Annotated in this window: 15 protein-coding genes, 1 tRNA gene, 5 rRNA genes and 1 other RNA gene; 6 read left to right on the forward strand and 16 right to left on the reverse strand. The window is 37.0% G+C overall.

Features of this window, described 5'->3' with window-relative positions; translation table 11 throughout:
* Positions 1-63 precede the first annotated feature (63 nt).
* From ACX0KU_RS02890 to ACX0KU_RS02935, 10 genes are all read right to left on the reverse strand, one after another.
* Positions 64-2,968 (reverse strand): 23S ribosomal RNA (locus tag ACX0KU_RS02890).
* Positions 2,969-3,254: 286 nt separating this feature from the next.
* Positions 3,255-4,763: ribosomal RNA gene (locus tag ACX0KU_RS02895) — 16S ribosomal RNA — on the reverse strand.
* Together the 16S and 23S rRNA genes form the textbook arrangement of a ribosomal RNA operon.
* A gap of 531 nt (positions 4,764-5,294) precedes the next feature.
* The gene (locus ACX0KU_RS02900; RefSeq protein WP_472989686.1) at positions 5,295-6,326 is read right to left on the reverse strand and encodes a tetratricopeptide repeat protein; all 1,032 of its coding nucleotides are present in this window, start codon (positions 6,324-6,326) and stop codon (positions 5,295-5,297) included.
* Between the two features lie 176 nt (positions 6,327-6,502).
* On the reverse strand, positions 6,503-6,718 hold the full coding sequence (locus tag ACX0KU_RS02905) for a CHASE4 domain-containing protein (protein WP_472989684.1): 216 nt from the start codon (positions 6,716-6,718) through the stop codon (positions 6,503-6,505).
* A 170-nt stretch (positions 6,719-6,888) separates the two neighbouring features.
* Positions 6,889-6,963: transfer RNA gene (locus ACX0KU_RS02910), tRNA-Asn, on the reverse strand.
* 158 nt (positions 6,964-7,121) lie between these two features.
* Positions 7,122-7,238 (reverse strand): 5S ribosomal RNA (gene rrf, locus ACX0KU_RS02915).
* 111 nt (positions 7,239-7,349) lie between these two features.
* Positions 7,350-10,254: ribosomal RNA gene (locus tag ACX0KU_RS02920) — 23S ribosomal RNA — on the reverse strand.
* Positions 10,255-10,540: 286 nt separating this feature from the next.
* A 16S ribosomal RNA gene (locus tag ACX0KU_RS02925) occupies positions 10,541-12,049 on the reverse strand.
* Between the two features lie 480 nt (positions 12,050-12,529).
* Complete coding sequence (locus ACX0KU_RS02930) at positions 12,530-14,446, reverse strand: [Fe-Fe] hydrogenase large subunit C-terminal domain-containing protein (protein WP_472991422.1); 1,917 nt, start codon at positions 14,444-14,446, stop codon at positions 12,530-12,532.
* Between the two features lie 408 nt (positions 14,447-14,854).
* On the reverse strand, positions 14,855-15,286 hold the full coding sequence (locus ACX0KU_RS02935; protein WP_472991423.1) for a hypothetical protein: 432 nt from the start codon (positions 15,284-15,286) through the stop codon (positions 14,855-14,857).
* Between the two features lie 227 nt (positions 15,287-15,513).
* On the opposite strand from ACX0KU_RS02935, the gene ACX0KU_RS02940 reads away from it, so the two are divergent.
* The 3 genes from ACX0KU_RS02940 to ACX0KU_RS02950 all read left to right on the forward strand — a co-directional run bounded on the left by ACX0KU_RS02940 (position 15,514) and on the right by ACX0KU_RS02950 (position 17,118).
* A complete protein-coding gene (locus ACX0KU_RS02940; RefSeq protein WP_472991424.1) occupies positions 15,514-15,879 on the forward strand; it encodes a hypothetical protein in 366 nt (121 codons plus the stop codon).
* A 159-nt stretch (positions 15,880-16,038) separates the two neighbouring features.
* Positions 16,039-16,590 (forward strand): CBO0543 family protein, encoded by a 552-nt coding sequence (locus ACX0KU_RS02945; RefSeq protein WP_472991425.1) that lies wholly within the window; start codon positions 16,039-16,041, stop codon positions 16,588-16,590.
* 39 nt (positions 16,591-16,629) lie between these two features.
* The gene (locus ACX0KU_RS02950) at positions 16,630-17,118 is read left to right on the forward strand and encodes a CBO0543 family protein (protein WP_472992394.1); all 489 of its coding nucleotides are present in this window, start codon (positions 16,630-16,632) and stop codon (positions 17,116-17,118) included.
* A 167-nt stretch (positions 17,119-17,285) separates the two neighbouring features.
* Here the strand turns inward: ACX0KU_RS02950 and ACX0KU_RS02955 are convergent, their stop codons facing one another.
* Positions 17,286-17,636, reverse strand: a complete 351-nt coding sequence (locus tag ACX0KU_RS02955) for a DUF2512 family protein (RefSeq protein WP_472991426.1) — start codon at positions 17,634-17,636, stop codon at positions 17,286-17,288.
* A gap of 41 nt (positions 17,637-17,677) precedes the next feature.
* Positions 17,678-17,868, reverse strand: a non-coding RNA gene (ssrS, locus tag ACX0KU_RS02960) — 6S RNA.
* 464 nt (positions 17,869-18,332) lie between these two features.
* On the opposite strand from ssrS, the gene ACX0KU_RS02965 reads away from it, so the two are divergent.
* Both ACX0KU_RS02965 and ACX0KU_RS02970 read left to right on the forward strand, forming a co-directional pair.
* A complete protein-coding gene (locus ACX0KU_RS02965; protein WP_472991427.1) occupies positions 18,333-18,581 on the forward strand; it encodes a hypothetical protein in 249 nt (82 codons plus the stop codon).
* Positions 18,582-18,622: 41 nt separating this feature from the next.
* Positions 18,623-18,937, forward strand: coding sequence for a putative signal transducing protein (locus tag ACX0KU_RS02970; protein ID WP_472991428.1), 315 nt, complete (start codon positions 18,623-18,625; stop codon positions 18,935-18,937).
* 74 nt (positions 18,938-19,011) lie between these two features.
* Here ACX0KU_RS02970 and ACX0KU_RS02975 read toward each other — a convergent pair whose 3' ends face one another.
* Together ACX0KU_RS02975 and ACX0KU_RS02980 are read right to left on the reverse strand one after the other, a co-directional pair.
* Positions 19,012-20,424, reverse strand: coding sequence for an NAD(P)/FAD-dependent oxidoreductase (locus tag ACX0KU_RS02975; RefSeq protein ID WP_472991429.1), 1,413 nt, complete (start codon positions 20,422-20,424; stop codon positions 19,012-19,014).
* A gap of 303 nt (positions 20,425-20,727) precedes the next feature.
* On the reverse strand, positions 20,728-21,366 hold the full coding sequence (locus ACX0KU_RS02980) for a VTT domain-containing protein (protein WP_472991430.1): 639 nt from the start codon (positions 21,364-21,366) through the stop codon (positions 20,728-20,730).
* A gap of 331 nt (positions 21,367-21,697) precedes the next feature.
* Between ACX0KU_RS02980 and ACX0KU_RS02985 the strand changes: the two genes are divergently transcribed.
* Positions 21,698-22,906, forward strand: a complete 1,209-nt coding sequence (locus ACX0KU_RS02985) for an L-lactate MFS transporter (RefSeq protein WP_472991431.1) — start codon at positions 21,698-21,700, stop codon at positions 22,904-22,906.
* A gap of 58 nt (positions 22,907-22,964) precedes the next feature.
* On the opposite strand, the gene ACX0KU_RS02990 is transcribed toward ACX0KU_RS02985, so the two are convergent.
* Positions 22,965-25,625: a cation-translocating P-type ATPase gene (locus tag ACX0KU_RS02990; RefSeq protein ID WP_472991432.1), complete on the reverse strand. Its 2,661-nt coding sequence runs from the start codon at positions 25,623-25,625 to the stop codon at positions 22,965-22,967.
* Between the two features lie 287 nt (positions 25,626-25,912).
* On the reverse strand, positions 25,913-26,626 hold the full coding sequence (locus ACX0KU_RS02995) for a YczE/YyaS/YitT family protein (protein WP_472992396.1): 714 nt from the start codon (positions 26,624-26,626) through the stop codon (positions 25,913-25,915).
* Between the last annotated feature and the right edge of the window lie 82 nt (positions 26,627-26,708).

Here is a 26,708-nt window from a genome sequence, read left to right on the forward strand (position 1 = left end):
TACGCTGAGGAGTGTCATTGAAAGAATTTTGTTCTCTCAAAATTGCACAGTGAATTTAATATTTAGATCAAGTCCTCGATCTATTAGTATTAGTCAGCTGAGTACATTACTGCACTTACACCCCTAACCTATCAACCTGGTAGTCTTCCAGGGATCTTACTAGCTTACGCTATGGGAAATCTAATCTTGAGGTGGGCTTCACGCTTAGATGCTTTCAGCGTTTATCCCTTCCCGACATAGCTACCCAGCTGTGCTTCTGGCGAAACAACTGGTGCACCAGAGGTCAGTCCATCCCGGTCCTCTCGTACTAAGGACAGCTCCTCTCAAATTTCCTACGCCCACGGCGGATAGGGACCGAACTGTCTCACGACGTTCTGAACCCAGCTCGCGTGCCGCTTTAATGGGCGAACAGCCCAACCCTTGGGACCGACTACAGCCCCAGGATGCGACGAGCCGACATCGAGGTGCCAAACCTCCCCGTCGATGTGGACTCTTGGGGGAGATCAGCCTGTTATCCCCGAGGTAGCTTTTATCCGTTGAGCGATGGCCCTTCCATACAGAACCACCGGATCACTAAGTCCGACTTTCGTCCCTGCTCCACCTGTATGTGTCGCAGTCAGGCTCCCTTCTGCCTTTACACTCTACGCGCGATTTCCGACCGCGCTGAGGGAACCTTTGAGCGCCTCCGTTACCTTTTAGGAGGCGACCGCCCCAGTCAAACTGCCCACCTAGCAATGTCCTGTGACCAGATTCATGGCCGCCAGTTAGAATTCCAGTACTGTCAGGGTGGTATCCCAAGGACGACTCCACGAAAGCTGACGCTCTCGCTTCTTAGTCTCCCACCTATCCTGTACAGACAATACCGAAATGCAATGCTAAGCTACAGTAAAGCTCTACGGGGTCTTTCCGTCCAACCGCGGGTAGCAAGCATCTTCACTTGCACTTCAATTTCACCGGATTTGCTGCCGAGACAGTGCCCAAATCATTACGCCATTCGTGCGGGTCGGAACTTACCCGACAAGGAATTTCGCTACCTTAGGACCGTTATAGTTACGGCCGCCGTTTACTGGGGCTTAAGTTCATACCTTCGCTTGCGCTAAGCATTCCCCTTAACCTTCCAGCACCGGGCAGGCGTCAGCCCCTATACATCAGCTTACGCTTTAGCAGAGACCTGTGTTTTTGATAAACAGTTGCTTGGGCCTGTTCACTGCGGCCTCCTCTCGGAGGCACCCCTTCTCCCGAAGTTACGGGGTTAATTTGCCGAGTTCCTTAGCAGCAATTCTTCCGACGGCCTTAGGATTCTCTCCTCATCTACCTGTGTCGGTTTGCGGTACGGGCACCAATTTGCTCCATAGAGACTTTTCTTGGCAGCGTGGAATCAGATACTTCGCCCATAGGGCTCCCCATCACACCTCAGACTTAAATTGAGCGGATTTGCCTACTCAACATCCTAAGTGCTTAGACGCACATCCAATAGTGCGCACATCCTATCCTCCTGCGTCATCCCATTTGTCAAACGCATTTTGGTGGTACTGGAATATCAACCAGTTGTCCATCACCTACGCCTTTCGGCCTCGGCTTAGGTCCCGACTAACCCTGGGAGGACGAGCCTTCCCCAGGAAACCTTAGATATTCGGCCAACAGGATTCTCACCTGTTTCTCGCTACTTATGCCAGCATTCTCACTTCTGCACTGTCCACCACTCCTTACGATATGGCTTCTACCTGTGCAGAAAGCTCCTCTACCACGTGTACGTAGTACACATCCATAGCTTCGGTGGTAAGTTTTAGCCCCGTTACATCTTCGGCGCGGGATCTCTCGACTAGTGAGCTATTACGCACTCTTTAAATGAGTGGCTGCTTCTAAGCCAACATCCTAGTTGTCTTAGAAATCCCACATCCTTTCCCACTTAACTTACACTTTGGGACCTTAGCTGATGGTCTGGGCTGTTTCCCTTTTGACCACGGATCTTATCATTCGTAGTCTGACTGCCGGGGTACCAGTATGTGGCATTCGGAGTTTGATAGGGTTCAGTAACTGTTGTCAGCCCCTAGCCCATTCAGTGCTCTACCTCCACTACTTAATTACCCGACGCTAGCCCTAAAGCTATTTCGAGGAGAACCAGCTATCTCCGAGTTCGATTGGAATTTCTCCGCTATCCACAGCTCATCCCATGGTTTTTCAACACCAACGTGGTTCGGACCTCCACGGAATTTTACTTCCGCTTCATCCTGGCCATGGATAGATCACCCGGTTTCGGGTCTACGATATGCAACTAGTTGCCCTGTTCAGACTCGGTTTCCCTTCGGCTCCGCACCGTAGGTGCTTAACCTTGCTACATATCGTAACTCGCTGGCCCGTTCTACAAAAAGTACGCCGTCACACATTAACGTGCTCCGACCGATTGTAGGCACACGGTTTCAGGTTCTATTTCACTCCCCTTCCGGGGTTCTTTTCACCTTTCCCTCACGGTACTGCTTCACTATCGGTCACTAGGTAGTATTTAGCCTTGGGAGATGGTCCTCCCAGCTTCCCACAAGGTTTCACGTGTCTCGTGGTACTCTGGAGTAGATCTACTTCTCTCTTCTTTTTGCCTACAGGGTTATTACCTTCTACGACAGAACTTTCCAGTTCTCTTCGACTAAAAAGATTGAAGCGTTATGATCTATCCGCAACCCCAGAAACAAAGTTTCTGGTTTGGGCTCTTCCCCTTTCGCTCGCCGCTACTGAGGGAATCGATTTTTCTTTCTCTTCCTTCTGGTACTTAGATGTTTCAGTTCCCAGAGTGTACCTCTATATACCTATGAATTCAGTATATAGTACATGATGTTTATCATGTGGGTTTCCCCATTCGGAAATCTACGAATCACAGGCTGTGTGCGCCTACTCGTAGCTTATCGCAGCTTATCGCGTCCTTCTTCGGCTCCTAGTGCCAGGGCATTCACCGTGCGCCCTTTCTAACTTGATCGTTAGACGCTTGTAAACATAAATGTTATACAAGACTTCACTCCTCAGATATACTGAGTGAGATTTATTACTAAAACTAATTACTTAGTTATAGTAGATTTCTTAATATTCACTGTGCAATTTTCAAAGAACAGAAGCAGACATCCAAATCTTCGATTTGTGATGGTCGCTTTGCCAAACACGTAGTGTTTAGCTTCCTAGAAAGACATTAGTCTTTCAAAATTAAACAGAATTAAGGATAAATTATTTCCAGTCTATGAAAGCTGTGAGCTTTCATTTCTCCCTAGAAAGGAGGTGATCCAGCCGCAGGTTCTCCTACGGCTACCTTGTTACGACTTCACCCCAATCACCAATCCCACCTTCGACTGCTGGCTCCTTGCGGTTACCTCACAGGCTTCGGGTGTTACCGGCTCTCATGGTGTGACGGGCGGTGTGTACAAGACCCGGGAACGTATTCACCGCGACATTCTGATTCGCGATTACTAGCAACTCCAACTTCATGTAGGCGAGTTTCAGCCTACAATCCGAACTGGGACCGGTTTTTTAGTTTGGCTCCCCCTCACGGGTTTGCTTCTCGTTGTACCGGCCATTGTAGCACGTGTGTAGCCCTAGACATAAGGGGCATGATGATTTGACGTCATCCCCACCTTCCTCCTGGTTAACCCAGGCAGTCTCGCTAGAGTGCTCAACTTAATGGTAGCAACTAACGATAAGGGTTGCGCTCGTTGCGGGACTTAACCCAACATCTCACGACACGAGCTGACGACAACCATGCACCACCTGTCTTCCTGCCCCGAAGGGCTTCCTCTGTTACGAGTAATTCAGGAGATGTCAAGTCTAGGTAAGGTTCTTCGCGTTGCTTCGAATTAAACCACATGCTCCGCTGCTTGTGCGGGTCCCCGTCAATTCCTTTGAGTTTTAATCTTGCGACCGTACTCCCCAGGCGGAATACTTATTGCGTTTGCTGCGGCACCGAGGGTGGTACCCCCCGACACCTAGTATTCATCGTTTACGGCGTGGACTACCAGGGTATCTAATCCTGTTTGCTCCCCACGCTTTCGTATCTCAGCGTCAGTTACGGTCCAGAAAGTCGCCTTCGCCACTGGTGTTCTTCCTAATCTCTACGCATTTCACCGCTACACTAGGAATTCCACTTTCCTCTCCCGCACTCTAGATACCCAGTTTCAAATGCAGCGCCCAGGTTAAGCCCGGGAATTTCACATCTGACTTAAATATCCGCCTACATACTCTTTACGCCCAGTAAATCCGGACAACGCTTGCCACCTACGTATTACCGCGGCTGCTGGCACGTAGTTAGCCGTGGCTTCCTCCTTGGGTACCGTCATTATCGTCCCCAAAGACAGAGCTTTACAATCCGAAGACCTTCATCACTCACGCGGCGTTGCTGCGTCAGGGTTTCCCCCATTGCGCAATATTCCCCACTGCTGCCTCCCGTAGGAGTCTGGACCGTGTCTCAGTTCCAATGTGGCCGATCACCCTCTCAGGTCGGCTACGCATCGTCGCCTTGGTGAGCCGTTACCTCACCAACTAGCTAATGCGCCGCGGGTCCATCTCAAAGCGGATTGCTCCTTTGATTATCTTCTCATGCGAGAAGATAATGTTATGCGGTATTAATCTCCCTTTCGGGAGGCTATCCCCCTCTTTGAGGCAGGTTACCCACGTGTTACTCACCCGTCCGCCGCTAATCCGTTCCCGAAGGAACTTCATCGCTCGACTTGCATGTGTTAGGCACGCCGCCAGCGTTCGTCCTGAGCCAGGATCAAACTCTCAATTTAAAAGTTTAATCTGTTACTCATTACTTAAAGTTATTGACTGGCATTTTATTCACCTTAATTTCTGTTTAATTTTCAAAGACCAAGTTTTCTTTACTGCCTTTCGACAGCTTAGTTATTGTATCAACTTTAAGTTGTTTTGTCAACGACTTTTTTTAGTTGATGTCATCTTTCTAAGAGCTTTTCCTTCTCTAATCACAATTTCATTAAGTTACTGTTTAGCAACTATTTACTTATGATTAGCTGTTGTTTTTTCTGCTCTCTCCAAGCGACAAGGAATATCTTATCATGAACTTAACTCTCTGATTTTTAGTTATCTATCTTTAATATAATATACGTCAACATATCTAGCCAATTCTCCTTATAAATAGCTTTATCTTATGTTGATACGCATGGGTTAGTATATTACTTTTTTTAGTTTATCTTTAGACTTCAACATAACTCTGATAGGTCTGATAGATATAATACTTTCTTTAAAATTAAAATACCAGCGTCATCAAATATCTTCTAATATTTAATGGTGCTGGCATATATTTACTCTCTGTTAGCTTTATTACTTTCTATTTGATTTATCATTCTCTCCGCAGAAGAAACATATTGAGAATTTGGATAGTTATCCTTAACCCTCTGAAAAAACTCAATAGCTTTAGCATGATCGTTAGCTTCTTTATAGCAGTTTCCTATTTGATAAGTAATCCAGGGCATAAGATCTGGATCTGGTTTAACTTCATAAGCTATCTTTAACTTTGGTAGTGCTTCTCCATATTTTCCTTGCTTATATAAACTGTTTCCCTCATTGTATATATTCCATATATTATTTTTATTCATGTCTGATGGCAATTTATCAGTTTCTAATAAATCTTCGTCTTTATTATTCTCTTCTTCAAACTTTGTACTATCTTCTTTCTGAACATTTTTGATATCTTTATTTAATTCAGTATCTTCTTTGCTTTCATTATCCTTAGAAGTTTCATCTATTTTATTTTTGGATGAATCTACTGCCTTGCTAGTAACTTGGCTTTTTTTTGAAGTACTTTCAAGATTTATTCCGATTAAGTAGCTTATAGTAAAAACAGCTATACTAATGGCGATTGAAGCTCCTATAATAAATATTTTTTTATGATGTTCCTTAAAAGTAGTTTTATTATTTTCCTTATTATCAATTGAACTATCGCTAGAACTATTTTCATATCTTTTTATAGACTTCATGGTTTTGGACATAGTTCTTTCAATTATTGAGTTTTTTATATATTCTATTGCTAAATCACTATATAATTCGTATTCTGATAGCTCTTTAAAAGTTTTTTCTGCCCTTCTATATTCTTTATTATTAACATAACACAATCCCAAAAGCTTTATTCCTTCAACAAATTCGTCATTATAGGATAACGCCTTTTTTAAATCCTTTATAGCTGAATCTAAATCCTTTATTTTTATTTCAGCAACGGCTTTATTATATAGAATAACAGCCTTTTTAATATTGTCATTAGCTTCATACTGATTTGATTCCATATCTTCAATACTTATAGGTTGTACTTTTTTTATTTCTAAGTTAAAATCAATCAAATACCTTCCTCCTCAATATTATAGAGATTTATCTTTATAATATTACAAATTAATTACCACATGATCCATAGATTCTATAGCTATACTAAATCTTTAACTAAAATATACCCATGACTATGTTAATAAATTTTGAAGTACTTTTCAATAAATCCACCCAACTGTTCACCTAAAATTAACTATTGGAATCTAAAGTTCACAAATAGTCCAATAAAAAAAAACAGTATCAGGACTTTTAAACATTCTTGATACTGTTCTTTATCTGATAAAGGTTCAGATTTTGTTTCTTCAAGTCTTTTTATAAATACTTCACTTATAAATCTACCCATAATTAATGTTCCATCAACTGAACCTGTTTTATCACTCTTTAAAATTGAAGTAGCTATAATTATCAAAGGACTATTCCTTTTGTCGATACAAAAAAATTACAAAAAATATTAAGTTGATAAAGTTCAATGAATATGTGACTTTATCAACTTAATATCTTCTATCATTTGACTGTCTACTTTATAACAGGCAGTTTTTTTTAGTGCTTTTATCTTAATATGTAATAATTAATATATAATGGCTCCGCGAAAAGGATTCGAACCTTCAACCTATCGGTTAACAGCCGAGTGCTCCACCGTTGAGCTATCGCCGAATACATTATTTATATTATATGAAGATTACTTAAAAATATACTATTCTTTTAATCATTTTTCAAATATGATTTTTAGATTCAATTCTTTTGTATATAAATCGTTTATACTCTTTTATAAAATAAAAAAACACTAAGCGTTTGCTTAGTGTTTTTAACTTACCTGGCGATGTCCTACTCTTCCACACCGTCTCCAGTGCAGTACCATCGGCGCTGTGAAGCTTAACCATCGTGTTCGGGATGGGTACGGGTGTATCCTTCACGCCATAATCACCAGATGCTCTGGCTCTTTAAATCTATGATTTTCTAGAGCCAGAGTACTCATGAACGTTAGTTCAGGAGTTTCCTTTGAGATTGTTCTCTCAAAATTGCACAGTGAATTTAATATTTAGATCAAGTCCTCGATCTATTAGTATTAGTCAGCTGAGTACATTACTGCACTTACACCCCTAACCTATCAACCTGGTAGTCTTCCAGGGATCTTACTAGCTTACGCTATGGGAAATCTAATCTTGAGGTGGGCTTCACGCTTAGATGCTTTCAGCGTTTATCCCTTCCCGACATAGCTACCCAGCTGTGCTTCTGGCGAAACAACTGGTGCACCAGAGGTCAGTCCATCCCGGTCCTCTCGTACTAAGGACAGCTCCTCTCAAATTTCCTACGCCCACGGCGGATAGGGACCGAACTGTCTCACGACGTTCTGAACCCAGCTCGCGTGCCGCTTTAATGGGCGAACAGCCCAACCCTTGGGACCGACTACAGCCCCAGGATGCGACGAGCCGACATCGAGGTGCCAAACCTCCCCGTCGATGTGGACTCTTGGGGGAGATCAGCCTGTTATCCCCGAGGTAGCTTTTATCCGTTGAGCGATGGCCCTTCCATACAGAACCACCGGATCACTAAGTCCGACTTTCGTCCCTGCTCCACCTGTATGTGTCGCAGTCAGGCTCCCTTCTGCCTTTACACTCTACGCGCGATTTCCGACCGCGCTGAGGGAACCTTTGAGCGCCTCCGTTACCTTTTAGGAGGCGACCGCCCCAGTCAAACTGCCCACCTAGCAATGTCCTGTGACCAGATTCATGGCCGCCAGTTAGAATTCCAGTACTGTCAGGGTGGTATCCCAAGGACGACTCCACGAAAGCTGACGCTCTCGCTTCTTAGTCTCCCACCTATCCTGTACAGACAATACCGAAATGCAATGCTAAGCTACAGTAAAGCTCTACGGGGTCTTTCCGTCCAACCGCGGGTAGCAAGCATCTTCACTTGCACTTCAATTTCACCGGATTTGCTGCCGAGACAGTGCCCAAATCATTACGCCATTCGTGCGGGTCGGAACTTACCCGACAAGGAATTTCGCTACCTTAGGACCGTTATAGTTACGGCCGCCGTTTACTGGGGCTTAAGTTCATACCTTCGCTTGCGCTAAGCATTCCCCTTAACCTTCCAGCACCGGGCAGGCGTCAGCCCCTATACATCAGCTTACGCTTTAGCAGAGACCTGTGTTTTTGATAAACAGTTGCTTGGGCCTGTTCACTGCGGCCTCCTCTCGGAGGCACCCCTTCTCCCGAAGTTACGGGGTTAATTTGCCGAGTTCCTTAGCAGCAATTCTTCCGACGGCCTTAGGATTCTCTCCTCATCTACCTGTGTCGGTTTGCGGTACGGGCACCAATTTGCTCCATAGAGACTTTTCTTGGCAGCGTGGAATCAGATACTTCGCCCATAGGGCTCCCCATCACACCTCAGACTTAAATTGAGCGGATTTGCCTACTCAACATCCTAAGTGCTTAGACGCACATCCAATAGTGCGCACATCCTATCCTCCTGCGTCATCCCATTTGTCAAACGCATTTTGGTGGTACTGGAATATCAACCAGTTGTCCATCACCTACGCCTTTCGGCCTCGGCTTAGGTCCCGACTAACCCTGGGAGGACGAGCCTTCCCCAGGAAACCTTAGATATTCGGCCAACAGGATTCTCACCTGTTTCTCGCTACTTATGCCAGCATTCTCACTTCTGCACTGTCCACCACTCCTTACGATATGGCTTCTACCTGTGCAGAAAGCTCCTCTACCACGTGTACGTAGTACACATCCATAGCTTCGGTGGTAAGTTTTAGCCCCGTTACATCTTCGGCGCGGGATCTCTCGACTAGTGAGCTATTACGCACTCTTTAAATGAGTGGCTGCTTCTAAGCCAACATCCTAGTTGTCTTAGAAATCCCACATCCTTTCCCACTTAACTTACACTTTGGGACCTTAGCTGATGGTCTGGGCTGTTTCCCTTTTGACCACGGATCTTATCATTCGTAGTCTGACTGCCGGGGTACCAGTATGTGGCATTCGGAGTTTGATAGGGTTCAGTAACTGTTGTCAGCCCCTAGCCCATTCAGTGCTCTACCTCCACTACTTAATTACCCGACGCTAGCCCTAAAGCTATTTCGAGGAGAACCAGCTATCTCCGAGTTCGATTGGAATTTCTCCGCTATCCACAGCTCATCCCATGGTTTTTCAACACCAACGTGGTTCGGACCTCCACGGAATTTTACTTCCGCTTCATCCTGGCCATGGATAGATCACCCGGTTTCGGGTCTACGATATGCAACTAGTTGCCCTGTTCAGACTCGGTTTCCCTTCGGCTCCGCACCGTAGGTGCTTAACCTTGCTACATATCGTAACTCGCTGGCCCGTTCTACAAAAAGTACGCCGTCACACATTAACGTGCTCCGACCGATTGTAGGCACACGGTTTCAGGTTCTATTTCACTCCCCTTCCGGGGTTCTTTTCACCTTTCCCTCACGGTACTGCTTCACTATCGGTCACTAGGTAGTATTTAGCCTTGGGAGATGGTCCTCCCAGCTTCCCACAAGGTTTCACGTGTCTCGTGGTACTCTGGAGTAGATCTACTTCTCTCTTCTTTTTGCCTACAGGGTTATTACCTTCTACGACAGAACTTTCCAGTTCTCTTCGACTAAAAAGATTGAAGCGTTATGATCTATCCGCAACCCCAGAAACAAAGTTTCTGGTTTGGGCTCTTCCCCTTTCGCTCGCCGCTACTGAGGGAATCGATTTTTCTTTCTCTTCCTTCTGGTACTTAGATGTTTCAGTTCCCAGAGTGTACCTCTATATACCTATGAATTCAGTATATAGTACATGATGTTTATCATGTGGGTTTCCCCATTCGGAAATCTACGAATCACAGGCTGTGTGCGCCTACTCGTAGCTTATCGCAGCTTATCGCGTCCTTCTTCGGCTCCTAGTGCCAGGGCATTCACCGTGCGCCCTTTCTAACTTGATCGTTAGACGCTTGTAAACATAAATGTTATACAAGACTTCACTCCTCAGATATACTGAGTGAGATTTATTACTAAAACTAATTACTTAGTTATAGTAGATTTCTTAATATTCACTGTGCAATTTTCAAAGAACAGAAGCAGACATCCAAATCTTCGATTTGTGATGGTCGCTTTGCCAAACACGTAGTGTTTAGCTTCCTAGAAAGACATTAGTCTTTCAAAATTAAACAGAATTAAGGATAAATTATTTCCAGTCTATGAAAGCTGTGAGCTTTCATTTCTCCCTAGAAAGGAGGTGATCCAGCCGCAGGTTCTCCTACGGCTACCTTGTTACGACTTCACCCCAATCACCAATCCCACCTTCGACTGCTGGCTCCTTGCGGTTACCTCACAGGCTTCGGGTGTTACCGGCTCTCATGGTGTGACGGGCGGTGTGTACAAGACCCGGGAACGTATTCACCGCGACATTCTGATTCGCGATTACTAGCAACTCCAACTTCATGTAGGCGAGTTTCAGCCTACAATCCGAACTGGGACCGGTTTTTTAGTTTGGCTCCCCCTCACGGGTTTGCTTCTCGTTGTACCGGCCATTGTAGCACGTGTGTAGCCCTAGACATAAGGGGCATGATGATTTGACGTCATCCCCACCTTCCTCCTGGTTAACCCAGGCAGTCTCGCTAGAGTGCTCAACTTAATGGTAGCAACTAACGATAAGGGTTGCGCTCGTTGCGGGACTTAACCCAACATCTCACGACACGAGCTGACGACAACCATGCACCACCTGTCTTCCTGCCCCGAAGGGCTTCCTCTGTTACGAGTAATTCAGGAGATGTCAAGTCTAGGTAAGGTTCTTCGCGTTGCTTCGAATTAAACCACATGCTCCGCTGCTTGTGCGGGTCCCCGTCAATTCCTTTGAGTTTTAATCTTGCGACCGTACTCCCCAGGCGGAATACTTATTGCGTTTGCTGCGGCACCGAGGGTGGTACCCCCCGACACCTAGTATTCATCGTTTACGGCGTGGACTACCAGGGTATCTAATCCTGTTTGCTCCCCACGCTTTCGTATCTCAGCGTCAGTTACGGTCCAGAAAGTCGCCTTCGCCACTGGTGTTCTTCCTAATCTCTACGCATTTCACCGCTACACTAGGAATTCCACTTTCCTCTCCCGCACTCTAGATACCCAGTTTCAAATGCAGCGCCCAGGTTAAGCCCGGGAATTTCACATCTGACTTAAATATCCGCCTACATACTCTTTACGCCCAGTAAATCCGGACAACGCTTGCCACCTACGTATTACCGCGGCTGCTGGCACGTAGTTAGCCGTGGCTTCCTCCTTGGGTACCGTCATTATCGTCCCCAAAGACAGAGCTTTACAATCCGAAGACCTTCATCACTCACGCGGCGTTGCTGCGTCAGGGTTTCCCCCATTGCGCAATATTCCCCACTGCTGCCTCCCGTAGGAGTCTGGACCGTGTCTCAGTTCCAATGTGGCCGATCACCCTCTCAGGTCGGCTACGCATCGTCGCCTTGGTGAGCCGTTACCTCACCAACTAGCTAATGCGCCGCGGGTCCATCTCAAAGCGGATTGCTCCTTTGATTATCTTCTCATGCGAGAAGATAATGTTATGCGGTATTAATCTCCCTTTCGGGAGGCTATCCCCCTCTTTGAGGCAGGTTACCCACGTGTTACTCACCCGTCCGCCGCTAATCCGTTCCCGAAGGAACTTCATCGCTCGACTTGCATGTGTTAGGCACGCCGCCAGCGTTCGTCCTGAGCCAGGATCAAACTCTCAATTTAAAAGTTTAATCTGTTACTCATTACTTAAAGTTATTGACTGGCATTTTATTCACCTTAATTTCTGTTTAATTTTCAAAGACCAAGTTTTCTTTACTGCCTTTCGACAGCTTAGTTATTGTATCAACTTTAAGTTGTTTTGTCAACGACTTTTTTTAGTTGAAATTGTTTTTTCTTCGCTCTCTCGAAGCGACAAGGAATATCTTATCACATATAGTTTTAAGCAAATCTTCAATACTGCTTGTCTAGCTCAAAGAAGCTTATATTTCTTTTATTTCCTCTTTATATCATTGCCATGATTATATTGATACGCAAGGCTATGTATACTTCATTATACATAATATATAGGATTTGGCTCATGTGATAATCACTTCTAAATCAAAAAAGCCGCCCTGATCTACTCAGCACAGCTTTTAATTTACTATTAATATAGGTTATGTTATAACCTTACTTTTGAAAATATGTCTTAAATTTATCCATTCTTTAATGCTCTACTAAATGCACTACTGAATCTGCTATAGATTGATTTGTTTCAGTTATCTGCCCGAGACTTGCAGAAATGTTTGATATTGCACCATTAATAGTCTCCATTCTACTCTCAACCGTTGCCGATTGTTCTACAATTTTTAGAATAGAACTAAATACATCCTGTTCATCTGTCTTAGTAGATTCAGCTACATTTCTTGAGTTTTCTGCTAACTTCCTTACTTCATTTGCTACAACAGCAAATCCTCTACCCTGTTCTCCAGCTCTTGAACTTTCAATACTTGCATTTAGGGCAAGGAGGTTTGTTTGTTCAGAAATATTGACAATTTCACCTGTTGCACTTGAAAACTTATTAATCTTCTCCCTAACCCGTTCTATGTTTAACTTTAAATCATTAGATGCAGTAAGAGTAACTTCTACTTCATTTGTTATATTCTCAATTCCAGCCATTACTTCTTGACTGTCAGCATTCATTTCATTTATTGAGTTTAAAACTATGCTTACAACATTTTTTAGGTTTTCAACTTGGCCAAGCTTTTCTTCGTTCATAGCATTTACTTTATTAAGAATATCACCTAATTCATTATTTTTTTCATTTATCTTATCATGCTCTATTTCAAGCTCTTTTCGATTATAACGAATACAATTCTCATAGTTGTTTGCTCCATTATGAATTGCCTTTATCATGGTTTTGCAATCTCCGTAACCACAAGCAAAGCAGTTAATTTTTTCTTCTTTCTCTGAGTACTTATGTAGCTTTAAAAGTATATCTTTATAATCACTCTTTGAAGGCTCTTCCCATTTTTCTATATTTATAGATTTATTTGAGTATTTTCTCGTAAAATCATTGATATTCAGCTTTGAATCAAACAGCTTGTACATTTCATCAATTCTTTTTGTTAAAGGTAGTTTTCCCTTTGCACTTAACTTTTCTTTTTTCATATCATTGAATAACATATCAATATCATCTAAATCAACTTCCTTAGTAGTGCCTGTACCTACATTGCATCCAAAAGTACAATTTAGAATATCTACGAGTAATGGCAAAGGTTTATTTTTATCTAAACGATTCTTATAGTCTTGTAGATATTTATAAGCATGACTCTGTCCTTCAATTTGACGAACCCATGCTCCCTTAACTCTAGCCTCTACATTTTCTCTTAGTCCACCTGGTCTACTATATAATAAACCAATAGAACATCCCATATCGCTGAAATCTACATCTTTGTAAGAGCTTATATTAATATTATTATCTTCTATGTATTCCTTTAACTTTTTAAATGTTACGTTATATTCAATATGCTCATTTGTATTCTTATCCCTAATTTCATTAATCTTAGCTATACATGGAGATAAAAATGCAAGTGCATCATCACAACCTACATATTTTTTCAAATAAATTGAAGTATTTATCATAGGTGACTGAATAGGTGATAACTGCGGTATTAACTCAGCACTAAACTTTTCAATATAGTTAACTATAGCGGGACAGGGCTGTGCGATTACTGAGGTTAAGTTTTCTTCTTTAATTTTTTTGAGATATGCCCAAGTAGTAATATCGGCACCCAAAGATACATCGTATATAAGCTCTACTCCAAGCGACTTTAAATATCCAAATAGCTTCTTGTAATCACTAAAGTTAGCACGAATAGCAGGTGCCACTAGTAGAGATATCTTTTTTCCTCTTTTTAGATCTTCAACAAATCTAGTTATATCATCATAATACTGTCTAGCATTATGATCACAGGCATCAATACAAAGACCACAAGTAATACACTTCTCTGAATCAATCTGAATGATATTTTCCCCATTTATGATTTTTGATACATTTGCACCAGTCACTGGACATCCATTAATACACTTATTGTAGCCTACGCAATTTTCTTGCACTGTATAAATTATTTCTTTATTCATTTGTTTGCCCTCCTTTGATGTAATTACATATGATTTATATAAATTATTTAATATTATACACGCATGTTTTCAATTTTAGCCAAATCTATCCTACATTTCAAACAATATGCAGTAACTATTATACACATATTCCTAGGGGCTTTGTAAAGTACTTTAATTAAATTATCTTAATTAACCGTTTTCATCTATCCTGCTCTAATATATGTATAGGGAAACTCTAGCATTGTCACTTTCAAATTAACTCTTACATCTCTACTCTAATCTTTTAAACTGTTAACCTCTGTTAATTCTATAATGCCAATATTATTAAATGCTTCTTTTGTATCAACAGCAACTGAAACTACTTCTTCTGCTTCTTCTTTAATTTCTTCTTTAATTTCTTCTTTAATTCCTTCTTCCCCTAGGGGCTTATAAGCCCCTTGTTTTATTAGAAATTACATGGATATCTTTAAAAATCTCCTCCATAGGATATCCTAACTTTTCACACTGATTATAAAACTTATCCACAAATTCTACATTCTTAACTTCCTTTAACTCCTTATTTATACACATAATTGTATTTCTACTGTTGATAAAGTTGTACTTTATCCAGTTCAAGATCATTATCTCTTTTGTTTTTTCACAGTATTCTATTTTTCCATAGTTAATAAATCTTTCTAATAGCTTGTCTATAGTTTCTCTATTATATCCATTCTCATATTCAATAAGTCTTTTAGGAAGCTCAAAATTCCCCATTGTTTTGTGCTTGAGCATTGAAAAAGATAAATATAGAAAAACTTTTCTTCTGGTGTTAAATCCATCTCTCCAAAATGATAATTGTAATTGTCTATATAGTGCCATAGAAAGTCCCCCTCTAATATTTTATAAAGTAAATATGCAGATATAGAGAAATGTATAACAAGCGTTCTTATACTATAAATGTCACATAATTAAGATAAAGTTAGTAATATGTATTGTTAGCTATATACTAAAATGAATTAATTTTAGTTATGTGATATAATTACCATTGATTAATATCAATTATGAATCACTATGTTATGTTAGGAGTTTAGGGGGAGAGAATGGAAATGGAAAGAGAGTTATTAAAAAAAGGGGATAAAGTTGTGCTACATGATTGTAAAGAATCAGAAGGTAGGAACTGTGGCAAAATATGGACTTGTAGAACAGATGAAGTAATAACAGGTGAAGGTTATTACAATCAAGGAATAGTATTTTTAGAAGGCTTTGACGATAGTTTTCCAACTACTCATCTTCAAAAAGTTAACGTTAAAAGCCCTGCCTTTAAGTTAGATAAAATAGAAGTAGATTATCTTAAAGAATTTCTTAAAGTAACAGAAAAAAATGGAGTTTACAGTTTACTTTCTGCTTGTGAAAATGATGAGTTTTCAATAGTATCCTTAAGAGATATTATTTTAAAAATAGTTAATTCGTAATATAACTATAAAAACTGAACAATTATTTTTAACACCGTAATATTCAAATCTGAATATTACGGTGTTTTTAAGTCCTAATATAAATGAAGTTTAAAGTAAGTATTATAAATTAAGAATTATTATAAGTTTATTAGGAGATATTATTCTTAGGTGATTAGAATGCATTATACCGATAATCTAGATGAGATCTATAATATTTTTAATAATGTAAATAAGATGTTAATTGAGATATGGAAGGAAGAAATATTATTTAGTTGGCGTTGGTGGCTAGGTTTAATTTTAAGTATTATTCCCTGGATTATTTGGATTAAATTTAGAAGTAAAAAACATACAGTCAGGCTCCTATTTACAGGTATGATAGTTGTTATAACAACAAGCTTTTTAGATTTAATAGGAATTACCTATGGCGCTTGGCACTATGATTGGAAAGTGCTTCCGTTAATACCTATATTCATACCTTGGTATTTTACTTTATTTCCTATTGCTATAATGTTTTTCCTTCAATATAAACCTGCAATTAAAGCCATATATAAATCAATAGTATTTGGAGTCTTTTGTGCATTTATATTTGAACCCCTGTTCTCTTGGTTAGGATTGTATCACTCAACAGGATGGAATCACCTATATTCCTTCATAATATATATACCTCTATATTTATTTTATAATTATATATATAATAGTAAACTTTTTATAGGGGATATTAATTACTAAAGGAGAACTACTATAATGATTTACTTTCACATAACAGTGATGATTATATCTTTATTGATTTGCTATACGTGGGGAGATTGGAAACACTGGAATAAGTATTACTCAACAATTCAGTTTTTTATTATAGGGGATCTAATATATAACGTACTATTCCATAATACTACGCTTTGGAAATATGTATGCCCATCATTAAATCATACATTAATTAATATTTTAATAATGATTACTGTATTTCCATCTACAATTCTAGTATTTATACCCCACTACCCTAAAGATAGGTTTAATCAGGTAATATATATATCCTTTTGGGTGTCACTTTATATTGTTGTTGAATATATCTCATATATTTTAGGATACTTTCAATATGATAATGGTTGGAGTATAGTGTGGTCAGGCATATTTTGTATAATTATGTTCTTGCTGCTATATTTACATTATAGAAAGCCTCTTTTAGCTTGGTTTCTTGCAATAATAACACTTATTATATTTATAATAATATTTGAAGTTGATATATCGGGGTTAGCTTAACTAATTCTTAATTTAAATACCGTATTATTCAAAACTGAATTTTACGGTGTTTTTGCGTTGTAATATAAATGTGTTAAAACTAGATTTATTATCATATTACATGTTTAATAGATACCGTTATCAGTATAGGACATATATGGAGTATTATTTGAGATAAAAAAGAGGAGTTACTCCTCAGTTTTCTTGGTCTTGTAAGTTCTAATTAAATAGGTATGTTGCAAGTATTCAGTAACTGTCAACAACACAGATGTAAGTAATGCATCTAAGAAAGTTATATATACATTTCTAAAAAAGAATTGACTTAGGTAAACTATTGCAAATGCAGCAATAAAATCAACTATTGTACTAATCCAAAATGTTCCCTTTTTTAAAATTAAAACTTCCATCATATGAGCAGCAACGGCTAGAATAATACCAACCATAATAGCTTGTATAAATGTATATTGCAATCCAAAAATATAATTAGAAATAATTAAGGTAATAGGACAAATAATCAACTTCATTATTAAACCAATCATATAGCACCTCCGGCATAGAAACATTATATATTTTTAAAATAAAAGCCCCCATTATATTAGTTTGCAAGTAATAATTGGACCTGTTTTCAACAGGTGGGTATCTGCTTTTTGTCTCACGTACTTTAGAATGTACTAATGTACTTAAAAGTTTCATTACACAAAAAGAGTTAGATTCCCTTTCTTAAAAATGTTGGGCCAATATGTACTTGCATCAAATATATAATAGGAACTCTTATAATTATATTATGTTACATTATTTTAAAAATATAATATGAAGTCCTTATGTAATTATTGCTATTCGTGTAAAGTAGCTATATAAAATACTATGAATTATAAAACGATTATAGTTAGGGAATCTTAAAATGTAAGTAGCTATCAAGTGAAATCTTATTTAGAGAACAATAAAACATCTTACACTGACTCAAATCATCTATACATGTCAATGTTACACCACCTGTTTTCAAAGTAATATTTAATAAATGAGTATGACTAGTACTTCAATAATATACCTACTACATAACAAGCTGACTATTAATAATGAATTAACTTGAATTATATGATATAATTACCAATAAGTAATTCTCAATTGTAGTATCATGTAATAACACTATTTAGAGTAAGTAAACTCGGAGGTGCATTGACATTAAGTTCATTGTATTTTGTGGATTAATTGCATTATCTCTCTTAACTTCTTTTATGTTTAGTTGGGAAAGTCTTAAAAAACACCAAAACCCACTTACAACTATTTATAAATCAATTATAATCAATGTAATTATATTAGGATCAGGGAGTGTATGGTGGTTTTTAACAGAATCAGATGGCATAAGTCAAGGAATAGGAATAATAATTTATTTAGGTTCAATTATAATAATTTCACTAATCAATATTATTAGTATTTACTTTAAGTTTAAGATAGAAAAAAAGAGTTTTCAAAAACACACGTAGTAGTTTGAGAAGTAGTCACCTAAAAACAGGAGGTATAAAAAATGTTCTGTCCAAAATGTAAGAGTGAATATGTAGATGGCTTTGATACCTGTGCAGATTGTGGAAGTGGGTTAATAGAACAATTACCAAATGAATCTGAATCAGAATTTGAATATGTAGAACTTATAGCCATTGCAGAGACTAATAATTTAGGATTAATAGCACTGGCAAAATCAATTCTAACTTCCGAAGGAATAAAATATTATATAAACGATATGTATAGTTACATTCCAGGGCCTAGTATGTTTATAAAAATCCATGTACCAATAACAGAGTCTACAAAAGCAAAAGAATTATTAAAAGATATAGGATTATAAAAAATCAATCTTCATATCTATTATATTAGAAAAGGTGCAGCCTATTTCTAGACTACACCTACTTAAAATTATATTTATTTATTCTCTTCTTCTATCTTTCTACCCATTAATACACCCATTACAGATGCCATCATAAGTCCTCGTGTCCATCCACTTGAATCTCCTAGACAGTGAAGTCCTTTAATATTTGTTTCAAAGTTCTCTTTATCTACAGTGATTTTATTACTATAGAATTTAATCTCTGGTCCATATAGTAGAGTTTCTTTACCTGCAAAACCTGGAACCACTATATTCATAGATTTTATAAAGTTCAATATATTAACCATAGTTCTATATGGAATAGCAGAAGTTAAATCTCCAGCTACTGCATCAGGTAATGTAGGAACTACGTTTGATTGATCTAATTCATGTTGCCAAGTTCTCTTACCTTCTAATATATCACCGTATTTTTGAACTAGTATTTTTCCGTTTCCTAGCATGTTAACAAGTTCAGCTACTTTCTTTCCATATTGTATAGGCTGATTAAATGGTTCAGCAAAGTTATGTGAGCTTAGTACTGCTAAGTTTGTGTTATCAGATTTTCTCTCTTTATACGAATGACCATTTACAATAGCTAAGTCATTATCATAGTTTTCTTGACTAACAAAGCCTCCTGGATTTTGACAGAAAGTTCTTACCTTATCATTAAAAGGTTCAACGTGACCTACAAGCTTTGATTCATAAAGAGCTTCATTTACTTTTTCCATAACTTCATTTCTAATTTCAATACGAACTCCAATGTCTACTGGACCTGCACTATGTTTAATTCCATAAGTTGTACATATCTCCTTAAGCCAATCTGCACCTTTTCTTCCTGCTGCTATAACTACTTTATCTGCAAAGATAGTTTCTTCATTTTGCTTTGTTCTTGAATCTGCTATTACTACTCCTTTTACCATGCCATCTTCAACGACTATGTCTTTTGTTATCATTCCAAACTTAATTTCTACTCCATTATCTAATAAGAAGTTTTGTATCTTTAAATAAATCTCTTGAGCTTTTTCTGTTCCTAAATGTCTTATTGGACAATCTACTAATTTCAGTCCAGCTTCTATAGATTTTTTTCTTATTTCCTTAACTTCTTCAGTGCTATCTATTCCTTCTATCTTAGTATCTGCTCCAAATTCAAGATATATCTTATCAGTGTAATTAATAAATTCTTGTGCCTTTCTTACTCCTATTAATTGTGGCAAATCTCCCCCAACTTCATAACTTAGAGATAGCTTACCATCTGAAAAAGCTCCTGCTCCTGAAAAACCAGTTGTTATATGACAATAAGGCTTACAAGATATACATTCATTTGTTTTATCCTTTGGACAGTGTCTTTTATCTATACTCGTACCTTTTTCAACGATTAATATTTTTTTATTGCTATTTTGTTTAACTAATTCTAATGCAGTAAAAATCCCTGCTGGGCCTGCTCCTACTATAATTACATCATATTTCATAATCATCATCCCCCAGTCAATTATTTGCTATTTAGAAAACATGATAGTTATTTATCTAATAATTTATATAATTCTAGTTTACTTTAAACATTTATAATATTTTCTTATAATCTTATATTTACTTTTTCATTAAACACGTAAGTGAACATTAGTCTATATTTTTTAAATAAAGTTCGACTACATTCAAAGTTTATCTCAATTTATAGAAATTTGCAATACTTTTTATGTAATTTCACGAACCTTTTTTATTATTAGATTTATTATATTCGTAGTTTAAGAATTTTACGTCGTAAAATTCTTTTATTACTTCCACTTTTGTTTTATAAACCCTACAACAGCCGGTATCATAGTAATACATGTTACTACCATAATAGCCTTTCCAAGATTATTTCTTACTATTTCTAGATTGCCAAAATAATATCCAGTAAATAAAAATAGAGCAACCCTTAAAATTCCACCTATAGCAGCATAGCTAATGAATCTTATAAATTCCATCTCTCCTATGCCTGCAACGAAAGACACAAAACTCCTAACAACAGGAATAAACCTTCCCATTATAATAGCTAGCCTTCCGTGCCTTTCATAAAAGTCATGAGCTTTCTCCACATATTCTTTTTTAAAAAACCGTGGATTTTCCTTATGCAAAATTCTTTTTCCAAAAAACTTTCCTATATAATAATTTATAGTATCTCCCACTATAACTGCTACACAAAATATAAATAATATTAAATAAAAATTTAATATTCTAACAGAAGCTAATGTTCCGCTTAAAAATATCAAAGAATCTCCTGGCAAAAATGTTAATACAATTAATCCAGCTTCAGCAAATATTAATATAAATAATATTAAATAAGTAGCTCTTCCACATTGATTAATTATAATATGTATAAACTCCTCAAAGTTTGATACAGTGTTTATAATTCTACTAATGTTCATCCCCATGTTATGTTTCCCACCTTCTTAAGGCTTTTGTTGAAGAAATATTTCATAATATAATAAATCTCTTTATTAATATTTGCTATTCCATCTAATATATCCTTAGTATTTTATAAATCTAACTACTTATTAACTTAAAGGTTATTAACTGCATAAACTTACACAAAGTTCTAGATATGCATGTTAAAACATTTCCTTGTATTCTCTATATTCATCCAATATAATAATTAAATGTACAACTAATAAATATACACTTTATACAACTGTGCTAAAATTCTGACTTTTTATATGTTGTCCTATTACATTATATTATCAATATACTGGAGGTTTTTCAATTATGAAAAATGTTACAAATCGTTGGAGTGTAGTTCTTGGTGCTGTACTTTTACAATTGTGTACAGGCTCTATATACTCATGGAGCTTATTTAACCAGCCCCTCGTGGATAAATTCGGTTGGGAAAAAACTGATATTGTACTTGCCTTTTCAATTATTGTTTTCGTCTTTGCTTTTGTAACAATTTTTTCTGGTAGACTTCAGGATAAGATTGGTCCAAGGATAGTGGCAACTATTGGTGGAGTATTATACGGAGTAGGGTTAATGCTAGCATCTACCGCTACCTCATTAATCCAGCTATATATTTACTATGGGGTTATTGCTGGTATTGGTGTTGGATTTGTTTATGTTTGTCCCCTTTCTACCTGTGTTAAATGGTTTCCAGAGAAAAAAGGGTTCATTACAGGTATTGCAGTAGGTGCTTTTGGTCTTGGAAGTCTTGTTTTTAAGAGTGTAATACAATTCCTACTTCATTCTAAAGGGGTATCCCAAACCTTCTTTTACCTAGGTGTAATTTATATTACTTTATCTGTAATAGGCGCACAATTTTTAAAGAATCCTCCTACAAACTATAACAATACGAGTATTAAAAACACTTCTAACATTGGAAATAACTTTACAGTATTAGAAATGCTTAAGACTAGAGCCTTCTATTTAATTTGGGTTATGTTTCTATTCGGAAGCATGAGTGGTCTTTTAATTATAGGCAATGCTAAGGATATAGGTATTCAATTAGCTAGGTTAGAACCTGCTGTTGCTAGTAATGCAGTATCAGCTATAGCACTTTTTAATGCTAGTGGCAGACTTATATGGGGTACATTATCTGATAAAATCGGTAGAATAAAAGTAGTCTTCTTAATGTTTACTATTACTTCTATTTCTATGATTCTTCTCAGCGTACTTTCTCTAAACTATATCACATTCTTTGCCTGTGTTTCCGGAATTGCATTTTGTTTTGGAGGTTTCCTAGCAGTGTTCCCAATAATAATAGGTGATTTTTATGGTACAAAGAATTTAGGAGCTAATTATGGAATACTTTATCAAGCATATGGAATATCTGCCTTAGTAGGTCCTATTGTGTTTGCAGCTGTAGGTGGACTTAAACCTACCTTTATAATTTCAGCTATCCTAACTATAATTTGTGCTATAATGACATTCTTAGTTAAATATAATACACCTTCAGTTTCTAAAATAGAAGCTAAAGCTTGTTAAAAATGAAAGTAGACTGTTGATATATATTCTTTATCAAACAAGTCTACTTTTTTTATCACTATACTTCTTTTACTGCACTATTTTTAAATCTTGATTTATTAAAACTAGCTTTACTATTTTCCTTAACAAAGATAAGCTTATATAACTGTACAATTACTAATGGCATAAATGCTAATACATAAATTAAACTAAATTGTTGCATGGTAAGAGGTGAAACTTCAAATACACCACTTAAAGGTTTTATTATGATTACCGCATTTAACAGTACTAACCCAAGTCCGAAGGCAACCCATAAAGCTTTATTTGTAAATAAACCTATCTTATATATGGACTCTCTAGCTCTACAGTTAAATCCATGGAAAAGTCTTGCAAGGCATAATGTAGCAAAAGCCATTGTACTTGCAACTCCAGCATCTCCTGTTTTTAAGCCAAATCTGAATGCCACTATAGTACATATAGCAATTACAAGTCCTTCAACTAAAATCTCTATACCAAAATCCTTAGATAAAATAGGAGTGTTTATATTTCTTGGTTTTCTACTCATAATATTTGATTTATGCGGTTCTAAGCCTAATGCTATTGCAGGAAGACTATCCGTAAGAAGATTTATAAATAATAGATGTACAGCTGCAAAAGGTATTGGAAGTGCTGCTAGTGACGCATATAAAACCACTAATATCCCTGCGGTATTTCCTGATAATAAAAATTTAATAGAATTCTTTATATTCTCGTATATATTTCTACCATTAGAGATTGATTTTACTATAGTAGCAAAATTATCATCTGCTAAAACCATAGCAGCAGCATCCTTTGCAACCTCTGTTCCAGTTATACCCATCGATATTCCTATATCTGCTTGTTTAAGGGCTGGAGCATCATTAACTCCATCTCCAGTCATAGCAACAACATTTCCCTTTTCCTGCCATGCCCTTACTATCCTTATTTTGTGTTCTGGAGATACTCTAGCATAAACAGAGATATTTTCCACCTTGTTTTTTAACTCTTCATCACTTAGTTTGTCAAGTACATATCCTTCTATAGCCTCTGATTCATCTTCTAATATACCTATTTGTTTTGCAATAGCAGCAGCGGTAATTTTATGGTCTCCAGTAATCACAACTGGCTTGATTCCTGCATTTATACAGTCTCTTACTGCTTTAGCTGACTCTTCTCTTGGTGGGTCCATCATGGACACTAATCCTAAGAAAACTAAATTATTTTCATCTTGTAATCTTAATTCTTTATATATTTTTATTTCCCTATGACAAAAAGCTAGAACTCTAAGGCCATTCTTTGAGAAATCTTCATTTACCTTTTCAATGTTCTTTTTGTCCTTATCTGTTAAGGCCCTAACCCCTGCTGAGGTTTCTATTCTATCACATCTTTTTAATAGTACATCTAAAGCTCCTTTAGTTATCATAGTAACTTTATTATTTATATCATGTACTGTACTCATAAGCTTTCTATCGGAATCAAAAGGAATTTCTGCAACTCTAGGATATTCTTTTCTTATATCTAATTCCTTTAGATTATGGATTTTTCCAAGGTTAGTTAATGCAATTTCTGTTGGATCTCCTATTTCTTTATCCTCACTTGATATAGCATCACTACATAGTAATCCCATTAGAATAAGTCTTTCCTCCAAAGGATTATTCTTATCTATTTTATCTGAATCTATAGTTTTTCCATCTACATAAACCTTCTTTGAAGTCATTTTATTTTGTGTTAGTGTACCCGTTTTATCAGAACATATTATTGATACACTTCCTAGTCCCTCGACTGCTTGAAGCTTTCTTATTACCGCATTTTCTTTAGCCATTTTTTGAGTTCCAAGAGCAAGTACTATAGTTACAATAGAACTTAGGGCCTCTGGTATAGCCGCTACTGCAAGCGCTACTGCAAACATAAAGGAATCAATAACTTCGTATCCTCTATACATATTTAAAGCAAATATTAATGCACATATACCTAAAATTATTGTAGCAAGTTTTTTACCAAAGTCATCTAAGTTAACTTGTAATGGAGTTTTCTTTTCTTTAGTGTTCTCTAGTAGCGTTGCTACTTTTCCAAGTTCAGTGCTCATACCTATATCTGTAACTACTATGGCTGCTCTACCGTAAGTTACAAGACTTCCAGCGAAGAGCATATTTTTTCTATCCCCTATTGAAACATTATCTTCATTTATAATATTAGTTATTTTCAATACACTTTCAGACTCTCCTGTAAGTGAACTTTCATTAACTTGTATGCTGTAATTGTCAATAATTCTTCCATCAGCACTTATATAGTCACCAGCTTCTAAAAATAAAATATCTCCTAATACTACTTCCCGTGAAGAGATTTCTACTTTCTTTCCATCCCTTTGCACTCTTGCTATCGGTGAAGATAGCGCCTTTAAACTATTTAATGATTGCTCTGCTTTGATATGCTGAACTGTACCCAATACCGCATTTAATATAACTACTGCAAATATAACTAGTGCACTTTCAATATTTCCTAAAAACATAGATATAACTGCTGCAGCAATTAATATTAATACCAATAAATCCTTAAATTGATCAATAAAAACCTGAAAAATATTCTTCTTTCCCCCATCTTTTAATTCATTAAAGCCATGCTCTTCTCGCCTTTTAACTACTTCTTCTGTTACAAGTCCACTACTTGAAACATTTAGTTCACTCATAACCCCTTCTACAGACTTTTTATAAGATTCTTTCATTACCCTTACCCCTTTCATAATTTATTGATTATGTAATAATTCAAATTGTTAGGTCTTACATAATAAAAAAAGACCTTTAATATAATTCTAAATAATAATTAGAATTATATTAAAAGTCTCGTAACCAACTTTAATTGGCATATGACACCAGATTAGCTTCACTAATCGGGCATGTTGATGTCACACTTTATACTACTCCCTTTTAATAGGAAATGTAAGTATTTAATTTTATCTTATTATATCGTAACGATAACTACTTGTCAATAATACTTTACTTATTTTAGTAATTATAAACTTACCTCTTCATCACAAACAACTTTATCCTTTGCTTTTTCTTTCATAAAGTTTTTTATAAACTTAATATCATCATCAATAAATCTGTGTTCAAGTGTACTAAGTTCAAACTTCATAAGTTTAAATACAAATTGAATAGAATACCCTAGTGTACATGCTATAATTACAGTTCCAATTCCTATAGAACCTCCCAGTACATATCCTACTATAGAAGCACTTATTTCAATACTATTTCTTATAAAACGCACAGACTTTCCACTCTTTTTTGTAAGTAGCCTCATAAGTCCATCTCTAGGCCCAGATCCAAAGCCACAACTTATATATAAGTAAGTACCAAAGGCCATTATTATAATTCCTAAAATCATCATTACCGTTCCTATAATAGTACTTGATGCCACAGGGATTAATCCATTTAACATTAATATATCTATAAAAATCCCAATTAGAATCATATTAATTAGTGTACCCCAGCCAACCTTTTCTTTAAAAATGCTATTTATTATTACAATAACAATTCCCGTACTAATGCTAGCTCTACCCATACTTATCCCAGCGATTTTAGTAATTCCATGATGAAAAACATCCCAAGGAGAGAGTCCTATTTTAGCATTAATTGTAAGAACTATACCAACGGAACATAAGAAAAGTCCTACAAGCAACTTAATAATTCGAAAAACTACTTGTTTTATAATAACCCTCTCCCTCATCAATTAATTTAAAGTATTAGATTATCATAACACTAAAATTAGGAAATAACAATAATTAGAAAAAAAAATAAAAAAGCAAATC

This window comes from Clostridium sp. X, from assembly GCF_055755365.1.